This window comes from bacterium, assembly GCA_020440705.1.
GTDB lineage: Bacteria > Krumholzibacteriota > Krumholzibacteriia > LZORAL124-64-63 > LZORAL124-64-63 > JAGRNP01.
Map to the genome: position 1 here is coordinate 1 of JAGRNP010000033.1, position 23185 is coordinate 23185.

At 70.4% G+C, this 23185-nt stretch carries 12 protein-coding genes; 3 read left to right on the top strand and 9 right to left on the bottom strand.

Going from position 1 to position 23185, the window contains the following annotated elements; genetic code table 11:
- Nucleotides 1-207: 207 nt before the first annotated feature.
- From KDM41_07155 to nhaA, 6 genes are all read right to left on the bottom strand, one after another.
- Nucleotides 208-2163 (bottom strand): hypothetical protein, encoded by a 1956-nt coding sequence (locus KDM41_07155; GenBank protein ID MCB1183193.1) that lies wholly within the window; start codon nt 2161-2163, stop codon nt 208-210.
- 62 nt (nt 2164-2225) lie between these two features.
- Nucleotides 2226-3404, bottom strand: coding sequence for a phosphonate ABC transporter ATP-binding protein (locus KDM41_07160; GenBank protein ID MCB1183194.1), 1179 nt, complete (start codon nt 3402-3404; stop codon nt 2226-2228).
- An 82-nt stretch (nt 3405-3486) separates the two neighbouring features.
- The gene (locus KDM41_07165) at nt 3487-5877 is read right to left on the bottom strand and encodes an Ig-like domain-containing protein (GenBank protein ID MCB1183195.1); all 2391 of its coding nucleotides are present in this window, start codon (nt 5875-5877) and stop codon (nt 3487-3489) included.
- A 12-nt stretch (nt 5878-5889) separates the two neighbouring features.
- Nucleotides 5890-9678, bottom strand: a complete 3789-nt coding sequence (locus tag KDM41_07170; protein MCB1183196.1) for a hypothetical protein — start codon at nt 9676-9678, stop codon at nt 5890-5892.
- A gap of 271 nt (nt 9679-9949) precedes the next feature.
- On the bottom strand, nt 9950-10537 hold the full coding sequence (locus tag KDM41_07175; GenBank protein ID MCB1183197.1) for a DNA-3-methyladenine glycosylase I: 588 nt from the start codon (nt 10535-10537) through the stop codon (nt 9950-9952).
- Nucleotides 10534-11739 (bottom strand): Na+/H+ antiporter NhaA, encoded by a 1206-nt coding sequence (nhaA, locus tag KDM41_07180; GenBank protein ID MCB1183198.1) that lies wholly within the window; start codon nt 11737-11739, stop codon nt 10534-10536. The genes KDM41_07175 and nhaA overlap by 4 nt, the downstream gene beginning before the upstream one ends.
- Nucleotides 11740-11961: 222 nt before the next feature.
- Between nhaA and KDM41_07185 the strand changes: the two genes are divergently transcribed.
- Together KDM41_07185 and KDM41_07190 are read left to right on the top strand one after the other, a co-directional pair.
- Nucleotides 11962-12297, top strand: a complete 336-nt coding sequence (locus KDM41_07185) for a phage holin family protein (protein ID MCB1183199.1) — start codon at nt 11962-11964, stop codon at nt 12295-12297.
- 17 nt (nt 12298-12314) lie between these two features.
- Complete coding sequence (locus KDM41_07190; protein MCB1183200.1) at nt 12315-14024, top strand: glycoside hydrolase family 30 protein; 1710 nt, start codon at nt 12315-12317, stop codon at nt 14022-14024.
- On the opposite strand, the gene KDM41_07195 is transcribed toward KDM41_07190, so the two are convergent.
- The 3 genes from KDM41_07195 to KDM41_07205 are packed head-to-tail and all read right to left on the bottom strand — an operon-like array spanning nt 14014 to nt 16993.
- Nucleotides 14014-14856 carry a sugar ABC transporter permease gene (locus tag KDM41_07195; GenBank protein ID MCB1183201.1) on the bottom strand — a complete coding sequence of 281 codons (843 nt, stop codon included), beginning with the start codon at nt 14854-14856 and terminating at the stop codon, nt 14014-14016. The genes KDM41_07190 and KDM41_07195 overlap by 11 nt on opposite strands.
- 1 nt (nt 14857) lies before the next feature.
- Nucleotides 14858-15730, bottom strand: coding sequence for a sugar ABC transporter permease (locus tag KDM41_07200; protein ID MCB1183202.1), 873 nt, complete (start codon nt 15728-15730; stop codon nt 14858-14860).
- Complete coding sequence (locus KDM41_07205; GenBank protein MCB1183203.1) at nt 15731-16993, bottom strand: extracellular solute-binding protein; 1263 nt, start codon at nt 16991-16993, stop codon at nt 15731-15733.
- Nucleotides 16994-17127: 134 nt separating this feature from the next.
- Between KDM41_07205 and KDM41_07210 the strand changes: the two genes are divergently transcribed.
- Entirely contained in the window at nt 17128-23097 is a 5970-nt protein-coding gene (locus KDM41_07210) for a hypothetical protein (GenBank protein ID MCB1183204.1), read from the top strand.
- Nucleotides 23098-23185 lie beyond the last annotated feature (88 nt).

Here is a 23185-nt window from a genome sequence, read left to right on the forward strand (position 1 = left end):
CGGCGGGCCCTCGACCTGGATCCGGACTGCGTTCCGGCCCTGGTGCAGCTCGCGCGGCTGGAGCGCGCGGCGGGCAACGCCGGCGTGGCCGCGCAGTTGGACACGCGGGCCCGCCGGCTCGGGGTCGGCGTCGGCTCCGGCGAGTAGCCCGCCACGACGACGCACGGCCCGCCCCGGGCGGGGACGGGCCGTGCCATCCGCTCCCGTTCAGACCTCGATGCGGGTGAAGGCCTCGTTGAGGCTGGCCACGGCCTCGGCGTCGCGGCCCTCCATGTAGAAGCGCAGCACGGCGTCGGTGCCCGAGGCGCGCAGTTCGAACCACTGCCCCGCGAACGCGATGAAGGTGCCGTCGCCCGCGTGGAAGACGCGCTCGATGATCGGCAGGACCGTGCCCTCCGGCAGGCGGTCGAGCAGGGCGGCCGCCGCCGCGTCCGGCTCGCTCCCCTCCAGGCCGGCGAAGAAGGCCACCGTGGCCTCCTTGCGGGCGTTGCCCTCCGCCTGGGCCGCGGCGCGGGCCTCGCCCTTCAGCGACTCGTCGAAGAGGGTGATGTCGCGGCGTTCGTAGAAGCGGTAGCGGGTGTCGTACTTCTCCAGCAGGTCGAGGTAGTAGCCGGCGAAGCTGCCGCCCGCGCGGTGCAGCCGGGCTGCCAGGCCCAGGCACATGACGCCGATCTGCATGGCGTCCTTCTCCTTGGCCGCCAGCGAGGTGCGCCGGCCGTGGCGGCTGGCCACGGGCTCGGCCGGACCCATGGCCGCCCCCCCGCTCTCCTCGGCCATGATCAGCAGGCGGGGGCGGGGTCCGAACGCCGTCGCGACGCCGGTCACGTCGGTGGCGCCCGTCGTGGCGGCGCCGGCCGCGATCTGCGCCTCGAGGCTCTCGACCAGCTCGGCGAAGTACTTGAAGCCCACCGGCACCCGGTAGGTGCCGAGATGCGCGCCCGTGCGCGCGTTGTGCGTCGTGGCGATCTCGCCGATGCTCATGCTGGTCGGGAAGGTGGTGGCCACGATCCAGTCGGCCGCGTCGAGCTCGCCCGCGTCGGCGAGGCAGTCGAGCTTCAGGGCCGTCAGCATGAAGTAGATCTGGTTCGGCTTGAAGAAGACGAGGCAGCGCGCGTCGTCGAGGGGATCGACCTCCAGGCCCGCGGCGGCCGCGGCGGCGGCCCGCTCGGCCGGCGCCACGGTGACCATGTTGAAGCGGTCGCCGTCCGGATCCCAGATGAAGAAGACGTCGCAGGCGCGGTCGCGCAGGAGGTCCTGGGCGCCCACGTGCTTGTAGACCTGCCACTTGCCCGGATCGACGCCGTGGTTCACGCCGTCGAGGATGCCGATGCCGTGGTAGGTGCTGCTCTGCTCCTCGTGGGTGAAGAAGACGGGCTGACCGTCCCCCACGCCCAGGCCCAGGGCGGCGAAGATGCGCCGGGCCGTGGGCCCCATGGAGCCCCCTTCGGTGCAGATGCCCGCCCGGAAGCCCTGCGCCGCCGCCGGCGCGATGTCGGCCAGCAGGCTCTCCGGCACCACCTGGCGCAGCACCGCGGTGTAGGGCGCGACCGGGTCGAAATCGCGCACGATGGCCGGATCGTCGGCGGCCGCGAGCCGGATCGCCAACCCCTCGCGCGCCCCTGCGGCGGCCAGCTCGCGCACGCGTTCGGCGATGCGCGCCGCCATGCCCAGCAGCTGCCCCCCGCCCTTCTCCATGGGCTTCCAGCCGCCCTTGTAGCTCTGGCTGTGGCTGGCCGTGAAGTTCTCGCCGCCGTCCAGCTCCTCGAAGAAGACGCCGAAGCTCGACAGCCAGATGGGCGTGGTCGGCTCGGCGGCCGGACGCAGATGCACCTCCAGACCGTGGGCCGCGTAGATGCGCGCCGCCAGATCGATGAACTCCCGGGTGTGGGGGCGCACCTCGCCGCCCACGTGCAGCTTCCGCAGGCCGTTCTCGACGGCCAACCGGGCCCGCGCCTCGAGCATCAGCGCCACGCTGTACGCGTTGAACGGGACCTCGGTGCTGAACAGGTCGTCGGGATCGAGCAGGTCGCGGTAGCCGGCGGTGCCGAGCTGGAATCCCGCGGCCCAGGCGCCCAGGCCGCTGGCGGCCACGAATTCGGGGGTCAGCTCGAGAACGGCGGGTTCGTTGGCGAAGGGCGTGTAGCGGGGGCCTGCGGCGGGCATGATTCGTCTCCCGGTTGGGGTCCGGTGGCGGCGGCGGAGCGTTCGCGGGGCAATATACCGCCCTACGGAGCGGGCGGAAAGAGGAACTCGACCGCCGCCGGAAAGCGCGCGGCCCAGGCCGCCTCGTTGTGGCGGTCGCCCTCGCCCTCGACCACGAGCAGATCCCAGCCCCCGACGTAGCCGCGCTCCTGCAGGACGTCGGCCAGCCGGCGCAGGGCGTCGACGTAGTCGTCGGTCCCGTTGCCGTCGCCGTCGCGCCGGTTCCCCTCCTCGCGCGTGCCCATGTCGACGTAGAGCGGGTCGGGCCGGCCGGGAGCCGTCGCGCAGAGGTCGAAGACGGGATGACCCGCGATGAGCAGGCTCGGCGAGAAGGCCGCGCCCCGGCCGAAGACCTCGGGGTGGGCGAACGTGCCGTAGAGGGTCATCAGGCCGCCCAGGGACGATCCCGCCAGGGCGGTGTGGGCCGGTCCGGAGCGGGTGCGGTACCGCCCGTCGACCCACGGCTTCAGCACGTCGATCCAGGCCTGCAGATGGTCGGGCCCGCCGCCCGAGCCCTCGCGGATGCGGGACGGCCACGGCGTGTACTCGCGGGTGCGCGCGCCGCCGCCGTGATCGACGGCCACCACGATCAGGGGGGCCACGCGGCCCGCGGGGATCAGCTCCTCGAGGGTCTCGTCGACGCGCCACTCGCCCACGAAGCTGGTGGCGTCGTTGAAGACGTTCTGGCCGTCGGCCATGTACAGCACCGGATACCGGCGCTCGCCTTCGGCGGCGTAGCCGGGCGGCAGGTACACCCACACCCGGCGGCCATCCAGGAAGCCCGGCACGGTGTGGGTGGTCACGTCGCCGCTGATGGTGTCGACGCGCCGCGCGGGCCGGCCGTCGGCCCAGCCGGCCACGACGAGATCGAGGGTCTCGGGCGCGGCGCCCACCACGTGCAGGCGGTTGGCGATCTCCTCGCCGTCGGGCCCCTTCTCCACCGCCAGCCAGGAGCCGAGGGCGAACTTGTACTGCAGGCCGTGGCCGGCGGGCAGGTCGACGGTGAGTTCGGCGGTGCCGTCGTCGCGGCGGGTCAGGCGCCAGTCGGCGGCGTCCGGACGCCAGCCCTGGTAGTCGCAGGCCAGATGCACCGGCGCATCGGGGGGCGTACCCGGCGGCAGGGCGACGCGGAACGTCACCGGCACGGCCCGCGCGGTGGCGGCGCCGCCGAGCAGGAGCAGGACGAGAAGGGGCGTGCGCATGAGAGACCTCCGCGGGGCGATTCGGGAACGACGACGGCCCCGGGCAGAAGCCCGGGGCCGTCATTGCAGCACGGAGTCGCGGCTACTTCAAGAGCACCATGCGCCGGGTCTCGGTGTCCGAGCCGACGGTCAGGCGGTAGAAGTACACGCCGCTGCCCACGGCCTTGCCGTCGTCGGTGCGGCCGTTCCAGATCACCACGCCCGGCCCGGACTCGAAGTGGCCGGACCGCAGGGTCTGCACCTTCTCGCCGCGCACGTTGTACACGACCAGCTCGCCCCGGCCCGCGCGCGCCACGTCGAAGTGGATCTTCGTCATGGGGTTGAACGGGTTGGGGCTGTTCTGGGCCAGCACCAGGCGGGCCGCCGCGCCGTGGGGCACGTCGGTCACCTCGCAGATCTGGTACACGTCGAGCGCCAGGATCTGGGGGTTGCCCACGGCGTCGAAGTTGTCCGGATCGATGCTGAAGAACCGGTTGCCCTGGTTCGGGCACTCGTAGACGTCGTTGGCCAGGTACTTGTACTCGATGTTCTGCGCCGCCGAGTCGGGGAAGACCACCGAGACGGTGTAGATCCGGTCGTTCGCCACGGCGTCGGGCGCGATGCCGTCGTCGTGGAGCATGGTGTTCGAGGGCACCGTCCAGTCGAAGCCGGCGCCGTTGTCGGTGCCGTTGACCGTCACGACGTCGAACTCGTCGATGCTCCCCCAGGCCGTGTTGTTGAAGTCGACCGAGAAGACCACCTCGACGGGGCGCCAGATCCGGTTGCAGAAGTCGTACTTCACGGTCGGCAGGGCCAGGGGACCCAGCGTGCCGCCGATCGTGTCGAAGAGCTCGTCGTTGAGGAAGACCGAGCGGTCGCCCTGGCCGTCGCACTCGTAGCTGCTGTTGAGCAGGAACTTGTACGCCACGTCCTTCCGGGCGCCGGCCGGGAAGGTGATCACGCCGGTGAAGACCCCGTCGGCGGCCGTCTCGTCCTCGCCCGTGCCGTCATCGACCAGCGGGTGGTCCGAGGGCACGTTGAAGTTCAGCGGCAGCACCGAGCCGTTGATGCTCACGGTGTCGGTCGGCGCATAGCCGGACAGGCTCATGTCCACGCGGAAGATGACGTCGATGTCGTGGGTCGTGAAAAGCGTCGGGTCCTCGTCGTTCCACCACACCTCGATGACGTCCTGGGCGCCGTTGACCAGGTCCAGGGTGTGGGTGCGGTTGCCGGCCAGGGGCTCCCAGGTGGTGCCCTGGAAGTTGAACTTCCACTCGAAGCTCTCGCTGGCGGTGCCCGCGCCGCAGTCGCCGTCGTACTTCATGGTCGTGGTGTACTCCCAGATGTCGTCGACGCCGGTGTCGGTCATCACGCCCGTGTCGCCGATGGGATCGAAGGTCAGGGGCGCCTTGCTGCCCTCGACCGTGAACTGGTAGGGCGGCAGCTCGGCCGTGTTGGCCAGCAGCTGGGACATGCGGCCGCGGAAGACGACCTCCTTCAGGCCGAAGCACTTCTCGTTGTCCACGCCGTTGTCGGTGATGACGTTGCCGGCGACGTCCTCCACGTCGGTGACGCGCAGGTTGTACAGCGCGGCCGAGGCCGTCAGCGGCGCGGCGAGCTCCAGGTGCACCACGCTGAAGTCGGACGCGTCGCGGGTCGCCGAGTTGATGATCGCCAGGCCGATCTCGTAGTTGGCCGTGTTGGCGGCCGAGGTCGCGTCGACGGGCTCGTTGAACTGGACGTTGAACGAGGTGCCCACGGGGTACGACGCGGGCTGGATGCCGGTCAGCACCGGCGGATCCGGGTCGGCGGCCGCCTGCACCGTGTAGGGCAGGTAGCTCAGCAGCGGGATGTCCGAGGCGGTGTCCCAGAGGGTGAAGCCCGGGGTCGAGAGCTGGGAGCCGTCGTTGGCGGCGGCGTCCAGGGGGCCCTTGGTCGGAGAGTCCTGGGTGGTCCACACCTCGACGTTGATCGGCGCGCCCGCCGAGACGCCCAGGGTGCCCAGCATGATGGCGAGCTCCTTGAAGCTCGTGCCGGTGGCCATGCCCAGCGCGCCGGGGCCGGCGGCCAGGGGCGCCCAGGCGGCGCCGTCCCAGTGGTAGGAGGCCTGCCAGTTGTTGTCCAGGTTCACGTAGAACATGAAGTCGGGCTTGTTGGCCGCGAGGCTCCACTCGATGGCGCGGCCCCAGGGGTCGTCTGTGCCGCCGGCCGCGGTGCCGACGTCGATGGCGATGCCCATCTGGGTGGTCCCGAAGCCGCCGGCCATCTCCACGCCGAGGTAGAGGTTCACCGCGTCGTTGGTGATGTGCACGTGGCTCAGGTCGATCTCGGCGAACTGCGTGTCGGACGTGTCCACGTCGGCCTCGTTCACCGACAGGAAGTCGTTCACGCCGTCGATGACGATCGTCTGCGGGGTCTGGGCCAGGGCGGCCCCACCGACCAGCAGTGCGGCCAGCAGCACCCCCAGACTCCAGACGTGATGGCGGTTGCGCATCGGACTCCTCCTTTACTTGACGAGGGAGAGCGGCCGGGTGATCGCCCGTCCGCCCCATTTCAGCTGTGAGAAATAGGTGCCCGAGGCCACGGCCTGCCCCGCCTGGTCCTTGCCGTCCCAGACGATGCGGTGCAGCCCCGGCGTGACCCGAGCGTCGACGAGAGTGGCCACCAGGCGGCCCCGGACGTCGAAGATCGTCAGCCGGACGTCCGTCGCGGCCTCGCCCGGGATCTCGTAGGCGATGGTCGTCGACGGGTTGAAGGGATTCGGATGGTTCGGCAGCAGGCGCGCCCCGGCGAGGAGGCGGTCCGGCACCGGGGAGGCGTCCAGGTCGGGCAGGCCGTCGCCGTCGCCGTCGACGACGAGGGTCCACGCCGCGTCGATGGTCGGCAGGGCGGCCGCCGTGTTGTTCGGCACCGAGTCGCCGCCGAGTTCGCCGCCGGGCTCGGGATCCCAGGTGACGCTCGCAGCCAGGGCGATGCTCGCGCCGGTCGGCACCTGGCCCGCGCCGAGGCCATAGAGGGTCGCCCAGGGAATGGCGATCTCGCTGCCGCCGGCGTCGCCGAAGGTGTGGAACGAGTCGAAGGCCGAGGTGATCTCGCCGCTGCGGTCCTGGGTGGTGGTGGGCGAGGTCAGCTCCCAGAAGCCGTCGCCGTCGAAGATGGACTGGTGCTGATAGCAGCCGTACTGGAAATCGGGCGCGTAGCCCGCGGCCGTGAACACGGCCCCCCGCTCCCAGGCGTCGGTGGCCGTCAGGTCGGTCTGGCCGTTGGCCGTGCCCGGGTCGACGTCCAGGTAGAGCAGCCAACTGTTGGCGCTGACCACGCCGTCGATGGCGAGGTAGAGATAGGTCGCGTCCCAGCTCACGAGCAGGCGGTCGATCTCGTTGCTCGCGGTCCAGGCCGAGTCGTTGCTGTCGGCCAGGGCCTCGGCCCCGTCCCATTCAGCGGCCTGGATGTGCCCGTCGATGGCCACCGCGGTCGTGATGACCCCGATGACGACCGCGCCCGGCGCCGTCAGCGCCGCGTTGCCGTTGGCGGCGGCGTCGGACACCGCGCCCGCGACGAGCGCCGGGTACATGTCGCCGTCCGGAATCAGGGCCTCGACGGCCGCGGCGGTGGCGGCGTCGAGGACGAACGTCTTCGTGGTGGTGGCCCCGGCCTCGAGCACCGTTGTCGCGAGAGGCAACGCCACGCTGCCGAACTGGCCGGCGACGGAAAGGCCCGTCACGTCGTCCACGGTGGTCGGCTGGTCGAACTCGACGACCCACTGGTCGTTCAGCGGATAGTAGCGGGAGGCGGTCACGCCCGGGCCGATGGTGTCGACGAGGAGGTCGGCCAGGGCGCGCAGCTCGGCCACGTCGCCGCTGCCGTCGGGCGCGCTGGTCGGACCGGCGTACAGCTGCAGCTGGAAGACGCCGCTGCCCTTGATCTCGTCGCCCTTGCTCAGGGTGCCGGAGATCTCCTTCTGGTGGCTCGCGCCGCCGGCGCCGAGCACCCAGGCGGTGGCCATGCCCGTGTTCGGGTTGCGGAAGCCCATGTACGACGCGTCCGGCGCCCAGACCCGGTCGAGCTGGGCGTTCCACACCAGGTCGACGAGCGAGGGCGAGAAGCCGCCCTGGATCCAGTGCGTGGCCGGACCGACGCGGTAGGTCACGTCGAAGTGGCTGTCGCCCTCGGTCAGGCTGACGGTCTTGGCGACCTCCTCGTGCCCCATGATCACGGACACGGTGGTGCCGTCCAGATCGATGGCCGTCACGTAGCCGCTGTGCTGGTAGTCGGGCGAGACCTCGCTGAAGGCGGCGGTGTGGTTGACGTCGTTGTAGTCGGCGTCGGTGTCGGCCCAGTAGGCGTTGTCGACGCCGATGGCCGTGTCGTCGTAGCCCGCCCCCCGCACGAAGAGATGCGTCAGGCGGCCGCCCGTCCCCTCGAAGACGCCGAAGAGGCGGTCGTTGTGGATCACCGTCTCCTGGTAGCCGTCGTTGTCGATGTCGCTGAAGTAGGCGTCGGTGGTGGTGGCGTACTCGCCGTTGGCCCAGTGGGCGGCTTCGGCGTAGATCATGGCGTTCTTCATGTGGGCCGAGTACTTGTGCTGCCAGCCGCTGATGGGCCCGCCGAGGCCGTCGTGCCAGGCGGTCTCGTGCAGGTTGGTCATGAGCACGTACCAGCCCGCCTGGGAGACGTTGTTGTCCGGGGCCGCGAGCAGCGCCGCGTAGGCGTCGTTCCACAGCGTGCCGTAGTTCTTGCAGTTGCCGCTGCCGCCGCCGCAGTTGCCGCTGCCGTCGCCGCCGTTGGCGTAGGGGATGAAGCCGGCCCAGTGCGTGTACCAGCCGTTGTCCCCGCCGCCGTAGCCGTTCCCGCCGCCGATCTCGCCGTACGTGCCCGGGGCCGGCGTGAAGGTGTCCCCGTTGAAGTTCGGGTTCACCAGGGCGTCGGCCAGCTTCCAGGTGTGCAGCCAGGCGCTCTCGGTGCTGCACTTGCCGATGAACCAGTCGTACGTCTCCTTGGCGTTGGGCACGATCGAGGCCCAGCCGCCCATCTCGCTGGCGGCCTCCCAGTCCTCGGCGAAGACCGCGATGCGGAACTCGCCCACGCCGCTGCCGGCCAGGCCGGTGAGGATGTCCAGGGACGCCTGGCCGTTCCCGCCGATGATGTTGCCGGTGAAGCTGCGGTCGCGCGGGATCAGGCGCAGCCCGTTGGCGCTCAGGGTGTGGATCCGGTGGTTGTCGTGGCCGGCCAGGTGCACGTCGTCGTCGAGGATCACCCCGTCGATGCCGTGGGCCTGCCAGTTGTCGCCGATCCAGTCGTTGACGCCGCTGCTGGGGTAGCCGCTCGTGTTCAGCCACACCCGCTCGGGCACCCAGGCGACCTTCGGCGTGTAGCCGTAGAAGGTGCTGACCATGGCGGCCTGGATCGCGACGGCCCAGTCGTTCATCTCGTTGTTGACGAAGGGCATGATGTGCTGGCCGTAGGCCGAGGAGACCATGCCGGCCCAGCCCGCGGTCACGCCCGCGGCGAGCCAGGCATTGAAGTCGACGGGATCGCCGTTGCGGGCAGCCCACTCGGCCGCCGTCATCAGGGTGCCGGACATGTGGAAATTGCCGGGCACGCCGAGGCTCTCGTGCACCTGCAGGGCCTCGTCGAAGCCCGAGCCCTCGAGGTCGTCGCTGCGGCCGTGCAGCACGTCGGTGTAGCCGATGCCCTGGTTGCCATGCAGCACGAAGGCGCAGTGGGCCTCGAAGGCCTTGTCGGCGGGGAAGGAGGCGTCGATCACGTCGCCCTTGCCGTTGGGCTGCGCGGTGGCGATGCGCAGGTGCCAGGATCCGTCGGTCACCGGGTCGGAGGGCAGGTCGAGATAGACCGCATCCGGATCGCCGGGAACGGACCACCAGCCGGCCGCCTTGGCGCCCGCCTCGGCGACATAGCGGTTCGCGCGACTCTCCAGGACCAGCTGGCCCAGGGTGCGGGCCGGCTCAGCGGCGGCTCCCCCGCTCACGGTCAATTCGATGCGGCGAGGCCGCCCGGCCGCCACGAAGGCCCGAGCGAGGGTTCCGGGCACGTCCTCCGACAGCGCGAGAAAACTGACCCGCAGCACGGCGCCGCCGTCGGCCCGATGACCGAGTTGGACGGAGAGCAGGTCGCCCGCCGGGCTCAAGCCCTCGACCTGACCGACGCCATCGACGGACAGGACGCTGTGCCAGGCGATGTCGGTCGACGGAATGGCATAGGCGGTGGCAGCGATCAAGCCGACGAGGGCGATCGCCACCGGGACGGACGCACGGCAGGGCGAGATGTGGGGCATGGTGCGGGCCTCGTTCGGGGATTCTGGTCTATCCGCAGCCGGACGCCCCCCCTCCCCCTGTGGAAACAGGCGTCGCGACCCGGCCTCATACCCGCGGGCGGGCGGGTTTCTGATCAATCTTTACCAAAAAAAATCATACCACAAATGCAGTTGCGATAACAAGGGGATTCTTGGCCTATTGCCCCCTCCGAAGGGGTTTCCGTGGGTTTGGCCAGGCGAGCCACGGCCGTCCGGGACGCCCCCACGGCGCCGGTTGCCGCGGGCCTGGCGGTCATGACCGGCCGCCAAGCACGGCGTGCAGATGGCAGTCCACCGTGTGGTCGTTGACCATCCCGGTGGCCTGCATGAAGGCGTAGCAGATGGTCGAGCCGACGAACTTGAAGCCGCGGCGCTTCAGGTCGCGGCTCATGGCGTCGGACTCGGGGGTGGTGGCCGGAATCTCGGCCAGAGACCGCCAGGCGTTCTGGAGCGTGCGGCCGCCGACGAAGCCCCAGATGTAGGCGTCGAACGAGCCGTGCTCTTCCTGCACCGCGAGGAAGGCGCGGGCGTTGGTCACCGCCGCCTGCACCTTCAGGCGGTTGCGCACGATGCCCGGATCGGCGAGTTGGGCCGCGAGGCGGTCCGCGTCGTAGCGGGCCACCCTGTGCGGATCGAAGTCGTCGTAGGCCCGGCGGTAGTTCTCGCGCTTGGCCAGGATCGTCGACCAGCTCAGCCCCGCCTGGGCCCCCTCGAGCAGAAGGAACTCGAAGAGGCGGCGGTCGTCGTGGAGCGGGCGCCCCCACTCGGCGTCGTGGTAGGCCTCTTCGAGGGGCCGGCCGGCCGCCCACGCGCAGCGGACGACGGAGCGGCCGCCGCTCACCTGTGCACCGCCCGTCCGGCATAGACCCGCCGCAGCACGATGTAGCCCAGCACGCCCGCCGCCAGCGAGCCGGCGATGATGCCGATGCGCTCGTCGAAGAACCGGTCGACACCCGTCTGCTCGAAGGCCAGCGAGCCGATGAACAGGCTCATGGTGAAGCCGATGCCCGTCAGGGCCGCGGTGCCGTAGAGGGCCGGCCAGTTCATGCCGTCCGGCAGCCGCATCAGGCCCGCCCGGATGCCGGCCCAGCAGAAGGCGAAGACCCCCACCTGCTTGCCGAGGAACAGGCCCAGGGCCACGCCCACCGGCACGCCGTGGAGGACCTCGTCCGGGGTCACGCCCGCCAGGCCGATGCCGGCGTTGGCGAAGGCGAACACGGGCAGGATCACGAAGGCCACCACCTCGTGCAGATCGTGCTCGAGGGCCTTGAGCGGCGAGTGGCCCGGATCGCGCTGCGAGCGGATCGGGATGAACATGGCCAGCACCACCCCCGCGAGGGTGGCGTGGACACCGGACTTGAGCATGGCCGTCCACATGACGATGCCCACGAGGATGTAGATGCTGCGGGCCTCGACCTTCAGCCGCGACAGGATCGCCAGCAGCGCGATGCATCCCGCCACCACGCCGAGGGCCACGAAGGAGATCTTGGCGGTGTAGAAGATCGCGATGATGAGGATGGCCCCGATGTCGTCGAAGATCGCCAGCGAGGTGAGGAAGACCTTCACCGAGTTGGGCACGCCCTTGATGAGGGACAGGATGCCCAGGGCGAAGGCGATGTCGGTGGCGGCGGGGATGGCCCAGCCCTGCATGGCCACGGCGTCGCCGCGGTTGAAGAGCACGTAGACGAGAGCCGGCACGGCCATGCCGCCGATGGCGCCGATCCCCGGCAGCACGATGTTGCGCCTGTCGGCCAGTTCGCCCTCGACGAGCTCGCGCTTGAGCTCCAGCCCGATCAGGAAGAAGAAGACCGCCATCAGGCCGTCGTTGATCCACAGCAGCAGGGGCTTGGCGATCTTCAGGCTCGCGATCTGCACCGCCACCGGGGTGTCGAGCAGCAGGTCGTAGAAGCGGGCCAGGGGCGTGTTGGCCACGATGATCGCGAGCACGGCGGCGGCCATGAGCAGCAGGCCGCCGGCGGATTCGAGCTGCAGGAATCGGGCGATGAAATGGCCGGACGGAGCGCCGGACTTCGCGGTCGCCATGAGGCGGCCTCCTCGGGTTCGGGGGCGCCCTCGGGCAGGGCGTCGTTGCGGACCTCCTCCAGAGGATACCCCCACCCCGCGGGCACCGCAATCCCCGCCGCACCGCCGGTCGGCGGCAGCGGAAACCGCTGTCCCCCGCTATGTTGTGCGAAGAGGGCGCCGGGCGTACCATGGGCCGCGCCCGGTCGCCCCTTCGCTTCCGCGCCCCCGAAAGGACCTGCCATGAATCGCCTGCTCACCCACTGGATCGCCCTGGCCATCGCTCTCGGCCTGACCGCCTGGGTCCTGCCCGGCGTCCGGATCGACGGGCTGGTGCCCCTGCTGGTGGCGGCCCTGGTGCTCGGCTTCCTCAACGCGGTGCTCAGACCGATCCTGGTCGTGCTCACGCTCCCGATCACCGTGCTCACTCTCGGCCTGTTCTACTTCGTGCTGAACGCGATCCTCTTCGCCCTCGGGGCGACGCTCGTGCCCGGGTTCGTGGTCGACGGCTTCGGCTGGGCCCTGCTCGGCGCCCTCCTCATGGGCGTGATCTCGCTGCTCATCGGCCGGCCCGAGTAGGCCCGGGGAGAACGACCATGGCGCCCCGCTCCGCGACTCGAGCCATCCCGATCCTGGCCGTCCTCGTCGTCCTGACCACCGCCCCCGCCGTGGCGGGGCCGACCGACCGGCCCGACAGCACCGCGACGATCCTCGTGACCTCGGCCGCGGGCGCCCGCCAGGCGCGGGTCGCGAATCTCCCCCTCGAGGCCGGGCCCGCCCCCCGCGACGGACGCGTGGTGGTCTCGGTCGCGCCGGACCGGCCCCGTCAGGTCATCGACGGCATCGGCACCTCGTTCACCGAGTCGTCGGCCTTCGTGCTGGCCCATCTCGATCCGGCCCGCCGGGCCGAGGTCGTCGCGCGCCTGTTCGGAGCCGAGGGCGCCGACTTCACCCTGGCCCGGACCCATCTCGGCTCCTGCGACTTCAGCGTCGAGGGCCGGTACTCCTATGCCGAACGTCCCGACGACCGGCAGCTCGCCTCGTTCAGCATCGCCCCCGATTCGGCCGGATTCGACCCGTCGCGCTACCCCGGCGTCCGGGATCCCGCCTACGACCTGCTGCCCTTCGTGCGCGAGGCCCTGGCCCTCAAACGCGGCCGTCCCGACTCGCCCCTGCGCATCGTCGCTTCCGCCTGGACCGCCCCGCCCTGGATGAAGGACATCGGGACCTGGTACATCCCCGGCTCGGCGGCGAACGGCTGGCAGGGCTCCGGCGGCTGGCTGAAGGACGAGCACTTCGCCACCTACGCGGACTACCTCGTCAAGGCCCTCGAGGCGTGGGACGCGGCCGGCGTGCGCTTCTGGGCCCTGACGCCGGTGAACGAGCCCCACGGCAACGGCGGCCACTGGGAGAGCATGCACTTCACGCCCGGCAGCCAGAACGTGTTCATCCGGCGCGACCTGGGTCCGCGCCTGTGGGCGAGCAGGGTCCCGAACACGCGCCTGCTCGTGTACGACCAGAACCGCGACGGGCTCGAACCGTGGCTCGACGCCATCCTGGGCGATCGCGACACGGCGCCCTACGTCTACGGCGCGGCGATCCACTGGTACGGCAGCACGGTGAAGGTGTTCGACGACGTGCTGGAAATGGCCCACCGCCGTTATCCCGACTTCGCGATCGTCCACACCGAGGGCTGCATCGACGCCCTCGGCACGCCGGCGCCCGGCGGCATCACCGATCCGGACGGGTTCACGGAGGAGCCGCTCTGGTTCGGCAACGACGCCTGGTGGTGGGAGGCCCACGCCACCGACTGGGCCTACACCGCGACCTGGGCCGGACCCGGCGCCGCCGACCACCCGAAGTACGTGCCCGTGCACCGCTACGCGCGCAACATCATCGTCAGCCTCGACCACTGGGTCACCGGCTGGATCGACTGGAACGCCGTGCTCGACCGCCGGGGCGGCCCCAACCACGTGGACAACTTCTGCGGCGCGCCCGTGATGATCGACACCGACACCGGCGAGATCCACTACACGCCGGTCTACCACGTGCTGGCCCAGTTCAGCCGCACCATCCGGCCGGGCGACCGGGCGGTGACGGTGACGCGCGACCTGGCCGGACGCGACGCCGACGCCCTGCACGCCTGCGCGACCATGAACGCCGACGGGCTGGTGAGCGTGCAGCTGCTGAACACGACCGGGGCGGCGCTGGCGATCGGGCTGGAGATCGGCGACCGGCATCTGGACCTGACCGTGCCGGCCAACGCGGTGCAGACGGTGCGGGTGGCGGGGACGACTAGCCCTTGACGCTGCCGAGGGTCAGCCCCGACACCAGGTAGCGGTTCAGCACCAGGAAGAGCACCACCACCGGGATGCAGACGAGCAGCGATCCGGCCGCGTAGTTGGCCCACTCGGTCTGGTAGGTGGTGAACAGCGACTCGAGCCCCAGGGGCAGGGTCATGAGCTCCTTGCTGGCGAGCATCACGCGGGCCACCATGAATTCGCTCCAGCCGGTCATGAAGCTGAAGAGGGCCGTGATCACCAGCGCCGGCGCGCTCAGGGGCAGCGTCACCCGCACGAAGGCCTGCAGGGGCGAGCAGCCGTCGATGAGCGCCGCCTCGTTCAGGGCCACCGGAATGGTGTCGTAGTACCCCTTCATGGTCCAGATGCAGAAGGGCAGCGCCGTGGCCACGTAGGCCACCATGACGCCGGCGAGCGTGTCGACCAGGTGCAGCTTGCGCATCAGCAGGTACAGCGGCAGCAGCAGCATCGTCGCGGGGAACATCTGGGTCATGAGGATGCCCTGCAGCACGGCCCCCCGCCCCGTGAAACGCGAGCGCGACAGGGCGAAGCCGCCCAGGCTGGCCAGGGCCACGCCGATGAGCGCCGTCCCCAGCGAGACCACCAGCGAATTGCGCAGCCAGAGCAGGAACGGCTTCTCGGTGAACATGATGCGGTAGGCGTCGAGGGTGGCGTTGTCCGGAATGATCTGCAGCTCGGTGCTGTAGAGCTGGTCGCCCGGCCTGAGGCTGATGGCCACGATCTGCAGGATCGGGAACACGGCGAACACCACCAGCGCCCACACCAGGGCGTGGATCCAGACGTGATGCCAGAGCCTGGCGAGGCGCCGGTTGACCATCCTAGTACGCCTCCTCGCGCGCCGCGCGGTCGTAGCCCTTCACGATCACGACCAGGCACAGGAAGATGAACACGCTGAACGCGGCCGCGTAGCCGTAGCGGTAGTAGAAGAAGGCCGCCTTGTAGACGTACGTGACCAGGATGTGGGTCTTGTCGGCGGGCAGGCCCTGATCGGTCACGAGCCAGATGACGTTCAGGTTGTTGAAGGTCCAGATGGTGCCCAGCACGAGCGCGGGCAGCAGCACGGGCTTGAGCATGGGCAGGGTGATGGAGAAGAACTGCCGCACGCGCCCCGCGCCGTCGATGCGCGCCGCCTCGTACAGCTCCTGCGGAATCGACTGCAGCCCGCCCAGGGCGATGACCATGATGAACGGGAACCCGAGCCAGATGTTGGTGATCACGGGCGCCATGAAGGCCCAGAACTCGTTGCTGAACCAGGGCACCGGCGCCGCGCCCAGCTTGCCCAGGATGATGTTCACGGCCCCGTACTCCACGTTGAACATGCCGCGCCAGGTGAGCGCGCTGATGTACTGCGGCATGGCCCAGGGCAGGATCAGCAGGGCGCGGTAGAGGTTGCGCCCCGGCAGCTTCCGGTTCAGCAGCAGCGCCGCCCCGAGCCCCAGCGTGAAGTGGAAGACCAGGTTGATGGCCGTCCAGGCCACGGTCTTGCCGAAGATGCGGTAGAAGTCGGGCTCGGCGAAGAGGCGCAGGTAGTGGGTCAGGCCGATGAACGACGGGTCGCGGAAGTGGAACATGTTCCAGTTCGTCAGCGAGATCCACACGTTGAAGAAGAAGGGGTACGCCACCACCCCCAGCAGCACCACCGCCGAGGGCAACAGGAACCAGAAGGCCAGCCTGCGCTGCGTCGCACCCATCTACTCGCGCATCCTCTCGATCATGGTCGCGGCCCGCTGCTGCATCTCGCGGGCGGCGTCGGCCGGGGCCAGCTCCCCGTTCATCACGCTCTGGTAGGCGGGGCGCATGGCGTCCCAGATGGCCCGCATCTCGGGCACGATGGGCATCAGCCGCCCCTTCTCGATCTGGCGCCGGCTGGCCACCTGGGCCGGATCGGCCTGGATCTCGGGGTTGCGCGCGGCCGCCATGTCGGCGGGCATCACGCCCAGGCCCCTGGCGAGGTTCGTCTGCACCTCGGCGCTCGTCAACCACTGCAGCAGCGCCGCGGTGCATTCGCGCGTCGCGGGATCGAGGTAGCGGTTGACCGAATAGCACTTGGCCGAGGTCATGGGCGCGGGCCACAGGCCCGTGGCGCTGACCATGGGGATCGGCGCCAGGGCGATGTCGAGGCCCGCCTCGCGGTACCCCTGCCACGACCAGGGCCCGTTGATGATGTAGGCCGCCCGCCCCTCCTTGAAGATGGTGTCGGCCAGGGGGTAGTCGCATTCGAGGGGCACGACGCGTTCCCGCTTCAGGTCGGACAGGAACTGCAGGGCGCCCGTCATGGCCGGGGTGTCGAGGGTCGGGGCCAGGGCGTCGTCCATGACCCAGCCGCCGAAGCCGCCCAGCCAGGGCACGAGCCAGAAGGGCTCGAGCAGGTTGAAGACGAGGCCGTACTGGTCGGGCTTGCCGTCGCCGTCGCGATCGACGGTGGCCGCACGCAGCTGCTCCAGCCAGGTGTCCGTATCGACGGCGACGCTGTCGACCAGGGCCAGGTTGGCCACCAGCGTGAGGTGGTTGCCCACCTGGTCGGGCAGGCCGTAGACGTGGCCTGCGAGGACCGGCAGGGCATCGGGCGTGAAGCGGTCGATCTCGGCCTGCGGCAGCAGTTCCTCCACCGGCATCAGCAGGCCCATGATCGAATAGGGCCCCACCTTGTCGGCCGGGCCGTAGACGAGATTGGGTCCGCCGTAGGCCAGGGCCGCCGTCTGGAACTGGGTCTGGAGGTCCTCGACGCGGTAGTGGACGCGCTCGATGGCGAAGTCGGCGAATTCGGGGTGGCGTTGGCGGAATTCGGCCACGTGGGCGTCGAAGAAGTCCTGCTCGCCGGGATCCATCTGCTCCCAGACGATCACCGCACGCGAGCGGTCGACGTGGCCGCAACCGGGCAGGAGCACGGCGCCGAGCAGGGCGAGGCCGAGCAGGACCGGGATGGCCGCGAACTTTGCCGGAAGACGTTTCATAACGGCGCACTGTAGCGGTTCTCGGGCCCGGCGACAACCAGATCCCGGCGAGCGCGGCCCGCGCGACGATGAAAAACGTCGGTCGGGGGCTTTTTCGTTGAATTCGCCCCGGGCGGTTCGGTATTGTGCCGCCCATGAAAACGCCAATCTGGACGCCCCCGGTCCGCACCCGCGTTCTCCCGGCGGTTGCGGTTTTTCTCGCCCTGACGACCATCGTCCTGGCCGTCCCCCTTTCCACTCCGGTCATCGACGGCTCCATCAGGCTCGACGGCACCGAGTGGGATCCCGGCGATGTCGTCGTCGACGACCGCACCGACGACAACACCAACACGTCCGAGGGGCACGTCGGCCGCCTGCTGATGACCTGGGACGCGGACAACCTCTACGTCGGCGTCACCTACCAGGACTACAAGCTGGCCCGGCCCGACACCCACGCCCTGTCGATCTTCTTCGATCTCGGCCGCGGCGTCGGCCCCACCAGCGCCGCCGCCCTCGACTCGGCCGCCGGGGCCTTCTCCCTGCCGGACGGCGACCACATCGACCTCGTGATCCGACGCGATCCGGGCCAGGCCTTCCCGGGCGCCCTGCCCCGCGTCTTCCTGGTCACCGATGGCCAGGGTTCGTGCCTGCCCCTGACCGGAGACGTCACCGTGGCCCAGGGCACCGGCGGCGCCAAGAGCGGCGCGGAAGCCCTATGGCCGCTGTACAACCACGCCGAATTCGCCCTGCCCTGGGACGTGATCTATCCCGATCTGGGCGGCGACGTGCCCGACTACGCCGTGATCAAGGCCGTGGCCGTGATCACCGCCGGCCGGGCCGACCTGAACGGCCGCGATAGCGCCCCGGACAACGCGGGCCTCGACCGCAGCGCCAACACGGTGGTGCTGGCGAACATGCACGCCTCGGTGGTCGACGTCGACGGGGACGGCGTGCCCGATCCGCTGGCCGGGTCCATTGCCGGCACGGTGGCCCTCGAGAACGACGCCATGACCTCCCGCCTGCAGGTGCGCGCCGAGCTGGTCGACTTCCCGACCGCGGGCCAGGAGCCCGGACAAGCCGTCATGCAGCTCGATCTGCCGGCCACGACCCGCGCCTACACCCTGCCGCGGCTGGCCGGCGGGCGCTACCGGGTGATCGCCGACGCGGTGGGCTACTTCCCGGACACGACGCTGGTCGACATCGCCACCGGCGAGGCCGCCACGGGCGCCGACCTGAGCCTGCCCCAGGCCATCTCCATCACGGGCAACCTGAACTTCGAGGGCGGCGAGGTCCGCACCGCGTCCCTGACCATCGAGGACGACCGCGGCGACGTGATCCACGCCACCGAGGTCCGCACCGACGGCGGCGCCTTCACCCTGTACGTGAAGAACTCGGGCGACTACGTGATCCGGGCCACCGCCCCGGACTACTACGAACTGACCCGGGACGTCAGCGTGGTCGGCGACCAGGACGTCACCGGCGTCGTCCTGGACCTGATGCTCTGGACGCGGGTGGCCGGTACGGTCGTCCTGCTGGGCACCGCCGAGAACAACGGCGGCGACGTCTATCTCGAGACGCCCGCGGGCGTGCGCGTCGACACGGGCGCGTTCAGCCCGATCGAACCCGCATTCAAGCTCTTCACGCCCACCGGCGGCGACTTCGTCGTCCGGGTCGTGGCCCGGCCCGACTACTACCAGGAAGTCGCGGTGCCCGTCGCCGTGGTCCAGGACGTCGACGTGACCGGTCTGGTCGTCGAGCTGCCCCTGAAGACCCAGGTCGACATCCCGCTGACCTTCGAAGGGCCCGATGCCGCCGCGCACTGGTCGGTCCGCTACGCCGACACCGATGTCGTCCGCAAAGGGGCCGATTTCGCCACCGCCACCACGGCGACCGTGTACTGCGACCCCGGCCGGTACCGCCTGGTGGCCACCGCCCCCGGCTACGTGCCGCTGGACATCCCGTTCGACGTCACCACGAACGACACCGTCTTCGACGTCCAGCAGCTGCTGGCCGTCCGCGCCACCCACCTCGAACTGGTCGATGAGGACGGCAACTTCCGCCCCGGCCTGCGCGCCACCTACTGGGACCAGGCCGCGGGCGACCCCTTCACCAGCACGGAGGTGCTGATCGCCGCCCGCGACGAGGACGGCCGCGACGACCTCTACGACCTGAACGGCGCCCTCAGCGGCCTCGTGCTCTCGGCGCGCAAGATGGACGACGTGAGCCCGCCGCGGGGCACGCCCGTCTACTACGGCAGCGGCGACCAGGCGGCGCCGCCCCCGGCCATCACCACCGTCGACTTCGCCGCCGGACGCACGCGCTTCTGGATGTCCAACACCGCCGTCGAGGTGCTGCGCGTGCTGCTGCAGCAGCCGGCCAAGATCGACACCCTCGGCAGCCGCGTGGCCATCGGCTTCCAGGATCCCCGGCCCGAGACCATCGTCCTGACCGTCGACGTGGACAGCCTCGTCGCCGACAACACCGCCATCGTCACCGTCACCGGCACGCTCTACGATTCGGCCGGCAACGTGAGCCTGCTGAACGACGTGCCGGTGGCCTTCGGCATCGACGGCAATTCCAGCGGCAAGGGCCAGTTCGTGGTGCCCTCGGCGCTGACCGTGGCCGGACGGGCCCAGGCCCAGCTCCGGGCCACCGGGGCCGGCACCCTCCTGCTCACCGCCGCGGTGACCCTCGAGAACCGCACCCTCGCCGTGGCGGCCAACGACCTCGACAGCGGCGAAACGCTGCTGCCGGTGCGGACCCTGCCCGGTCCCAGGGACGGCTGGCGGCTCGAACTGCCCGCCAGCGTGGCTTCGGTGGCCGGGCCCGTCGCGGTCACGGCCCAGCTCGTCGACTTCTACGGCAACGCCGTGGCCGAGGCCGGTCTGGGCGTCTCCTTCGCCGCGTCACCGGCGGCCCTCGGCGCCTTCGGCACCCCCACCGCCGTCTCCGACGCCGCGGGGCGCGCCGTGGGCACCTTCACCCCCTCGGGCGACGCCGGTCTGGTCACCCTCGCCGTCGACGGCGGCGTGCTCGGCGGCGACGCCGCCGACCTGCAGCTGCGCGACGTGGTCGTGATCCCCGACCCGCCCTACGACCAGGAGCCGGCGGGTTTCGCCACCTTCGACAAGACCGACCTGACGGCGCTGATCGTCGACAACACGCCGGAGAACCTGCTGCTCGAGATCCCCTTCCAGTCGGACTGGGGCGGTCTGCAGCTGCACGTGATCTTCGAGACGGAGAACGACGCGGCCGGCGCCAACCGCGACCCGTTCCTGCAGCCGGTGAACTACGCCCACGGCGACCGTCCCGACTACGCCCTGACCTACAAGTACTCGGCCGACGACTACGGCGATTTCCGCCGCTGGAACGGGACCGACTGGGACCAGTGGAACACCACCGCCGGCGACTTCAGCGGCGGCGACACGAACATCAAGGACGCCTGGGTGAGCAAGCTCGCCGACAAGGTCGTCTTCACGGTGCCCTGGGCGGCCTTCGGCGGCGCCCCTTCCTCCCTGCGCCTGGAGGCCTACCTGACGCAGCAGGAGGGTGACGACTCGACCAAGCGCGCCGCCTTCGACAGCGCCCCCCAGGACGCCACCCTGAATCTCACCTTCGACTACCTGAACCCGCCCGACGGCGCCTGGGACGTGGCCTTCGGCCCCACCACCCTGTCCCAGTGGGGCGCGCCGTACACCGTCAAGACCGTCTTCCCGGCCCGGCCGACCCTCACCGGCGCCGTGGTCACGCCGGCCGAGGTCATCGCCGGCGGCCTCGTCACCGTGACGGTCCAGGTGGCCGACGGCGGCGACGGCATCGGCGACGTGCTGGCCGATCTGGGCGAGATCGGCGGCGCGGGCATCACCCGCATGTACGACGACGGCAGCCACGGCGACCAGGACGCGGGCGACGGCCGCTACAGCCTGCAGGTCATGGTGCCCCTGGGCAATCCCGGCGGCACGCAGTCCATCGGCATCCAGGCCTACGACGGCGCCAACGTCTGGGCGAGCCGCACCGAGGCCACCCTCGCCGTGGAGCCGGTGATCGAACCGCTGCTCGTGGTCGACGACCCGATCGGCGACGACCACGGTCCGAACCTGCCCGACACGCGCAAGCTGTACACGATCTATCCGACCAACCAGGTCTTCGTGCCGGGTGCGTTCGACATCGAGCGGCTCACCGTGTTCGAGACGGTGGCCACGGTGGGCGGCCAGCAGATCGACATGATCGCCTTCCAGGTCAAGGTGGGCGACTTCCCCGATCCGGCCGATCCGGGCACCGCAGACTGGGGCGCCCCCTACGCCGACATGAACATCGCCAAGATCGACATCCTGATCGACTCGGATCCGGGCGGCACCACCGCCACCCTGCCCTCGCGCCAGGCCGGCATGCAGCCCTGGGACGGTTGGGAGTACGCCATCATCATCGACGGCTGGTACAAGGCCGTGGTGCCCTCGCTGGGCAAGAACACCGTCGATTCCTGGCGCGACGCGGCCCTGCGCTCGGACGCCGACATCATCCTGGTCAGCGACCCCGATGCCGACACGGTCACGGCCCTGGTCTCGCGGGCGAGCCTGGGCGATCCCTCCAACGAGGACATCCTCAAGTGGGACATGATCGTGTGCATCGCCAGCCACGACGGCGACGCCGACTTCGGCGGCGTGCGCTGGGTGAACGAGTCCCGCAGCGAGTGGCAGCCGGGCGGCGGCGACAACTCCGACCGCGACTCGAACCTCTTCGACGTGCTCGCCGTGCCGGGCGCCGGCCACAGCGCCGGGCTCGGCCAGTCCGACATGTTGAACTACCTCTCCCCCGCCGCCCAGGACCGCCTGGCCGCCAACCAGACCCCGGTGGCCCTGGAGATGTCGGCCTTCGAGGACACGGGTCCGCCGGTCATCGACACCGGCGCCAAGGACGGCGTCGTGACCCGCGTCGATCCCCTGGAGGGCGCGCCGCTGGCCCTGTCGATCACCATCTCGGACGACTACCGGGTCGACCGGGCCGAGTTCCGCTACCGCGCCACCGGCTTCCGGGGCGACTGGCAGCACGTGGAGGCCATGGGCTACCTCGGTCGCGACCGCTGGGTGGTGGACATCCTGCCCACCTTCCTCGACTCGCTGACCTACTCGCCGTACGACAGCACGCGCTACCTGGAGTTCGAGGTGTGGGCGACCGATCCCCTCGACAAGACGACCACCTCGCCGGTGACGACGCTGGAGATCGGCCCCACCCGGCCCTGCCAGCCCCTCGACGCCGACCTGGCGCCGGCCGACGTGGCCCTGCTGCACGTCGACGGCTCGGCGCTGCTCATGTCCGCCTCGCTGCGCGACTGGATGGTGCAGCATCACATCGAGGAGGCGTGGCAGGGCGCCGCCGTCTCGCCCGACACCATGGGCGGCGCGGTCGAACTGCAGTGGGACGTGTGCACGGTGCCGCCGGTCTACCAGGCCGCGCCGACCGTTCCCGAGGGGCGGCCCATCGGCGTGTACCGCGAGGTCTTCCTCGCCACCGCCGACACCACCGGCGGCTACCTCGACTACCAGGGGGCGCTGCCGCTGGCGTACGACCTGTCCCTGCACTTCCCGCAGGACTGGCTGCCCGCCGGCACCGACAAGGAGAAGCTGGCGCTCTACCAGTACCACGAGGAGAGCGACCGCTGGGTGCTCGTGGGCGGCAACGTGAGCCTGACGGGCAACAACGTGACGGCGGCCGTCAAGCGACCCGGCATCTACGGCCTCTTCCTGACCGACGCCGTCTCCTACGACGCCGGCGAGGTCATGTCGGGCCTGCTCATCTCGCCGAACCCGTTCTCCCCCAACGGGGACGACCTCTACGACGAGACCTCGATCTCGTTCTACCTGACGCAGGAAGCGACGGTGACGGTCGAGGTGTACGACATCAACGGCAAGCGCAAGAAGGTCCTCACCCAGAGCTTCTCGTTCCAGGGCACCGACCTGAACGACACCACGCCCCGGCGCGTGGCCGGGATCGTCTGGGACGGCACGGACTTCCGGGGGGACGTGGTGCCGTACGGCGTCTACGTGCTGCGCATCCTGACGACCTACAACGAGGCGGGCGGCACCCGGACGATCCGCAGCAACCACTCGGTGGCGGTGATCAAATGAGGCGACGAGGACCCCGCATGACCGCCCTGCTCCGCCGCCTCGGCCCCGCCGCCCTGGCCCTGGCCCTGCTGGCGCCCGGCGCCGCCCG

What these genes read in the sequence shown, in the direction of transcription:
- nhaA (MCB1183198.1), bottom strand. Translation starts at nt 11,739, where the DNA reads ATGGCGACCGCGAAGTCCGGCGCTCCGTCCGGCCATTTCATCGCCCGA.
- KDM41_07160 (MCB1183194.1), bottom strand. Translation starts at nt 3,404, where the DNA reads ATGCGCACGCCCCTTCTCGTCCTGCTCCTGCTCGGCGGCGCCGCCACC.
- KDM41_07205 (MCB1183203.1), bottom strand. Translation starts at nt 16,993, where the DNA reads ATGAAACGTCTTCCGGCAAAGTTCGCGGCCATCCCGGTCCTGCTCGGC.
- KDM41_07170 (MCB1183196.1), bottom strand. Translation starts at nt 9,678, where the DNA reads ATGCCCCACATCTCGCCCTGCCGTGCGTCCGTCCCGGTGGCGATCGCC.
- KDM41_07155 (MCB1183193.1), bottom strand. Translation starts at nt 2,163, where the DNA reads ATGCCCGCCGCAGGCCCCCGCTACACGCCCTTCGCCAACGAACCCGCC.
- KDM41_07165 (MCB1183195.1), bottom strand. Translation starts at nt 5,877, where the DNA reads ATGCGCAACCGCCATCACGTCTGGAGTCTGGGGGTGCTGCTGGCCGCA.
- KDM41_07195 (MCB1183201.1), bottom strand. Translation starts at nt 14,856, where the DNA reads ATGGTCAACCGGCGCCTCGCCAGGCTCTGGCATCACGTCTGGATCCAC.
- KDM41_07210 (MCB1183204.1), top strand. Translation starts at nt 17,128, where the DNA reads ATGAAAACGCCAATCTGGACGCCCCCGGTCCGCACCCGCGTTCTCCCG.
- KDM41_07200 (MCB1183202.1), bottom strand. Translation starts at nt 15,730, where the DNA reads ATGGGTGCGACGCAGCGCAGGCTGGCCTTCTGGTTCCTGTTGCCCTCG.
- KDM41_07185 (MCB1183199.1), top strand. Translation starts at nt 11,962, where the DNA reads ATGAATCGCCTGCTCACCCACTGGATCGCCCTGGCCATCGCTCTCGGC.
- KDM41_07190 (MCB1183200.1), top strand. Translation starts at nt 12,315, where the DNA reads ATGGCGCCCCGCTCCGCGACTCGAGCCATCCCGATCCTGGCCGTCCTC.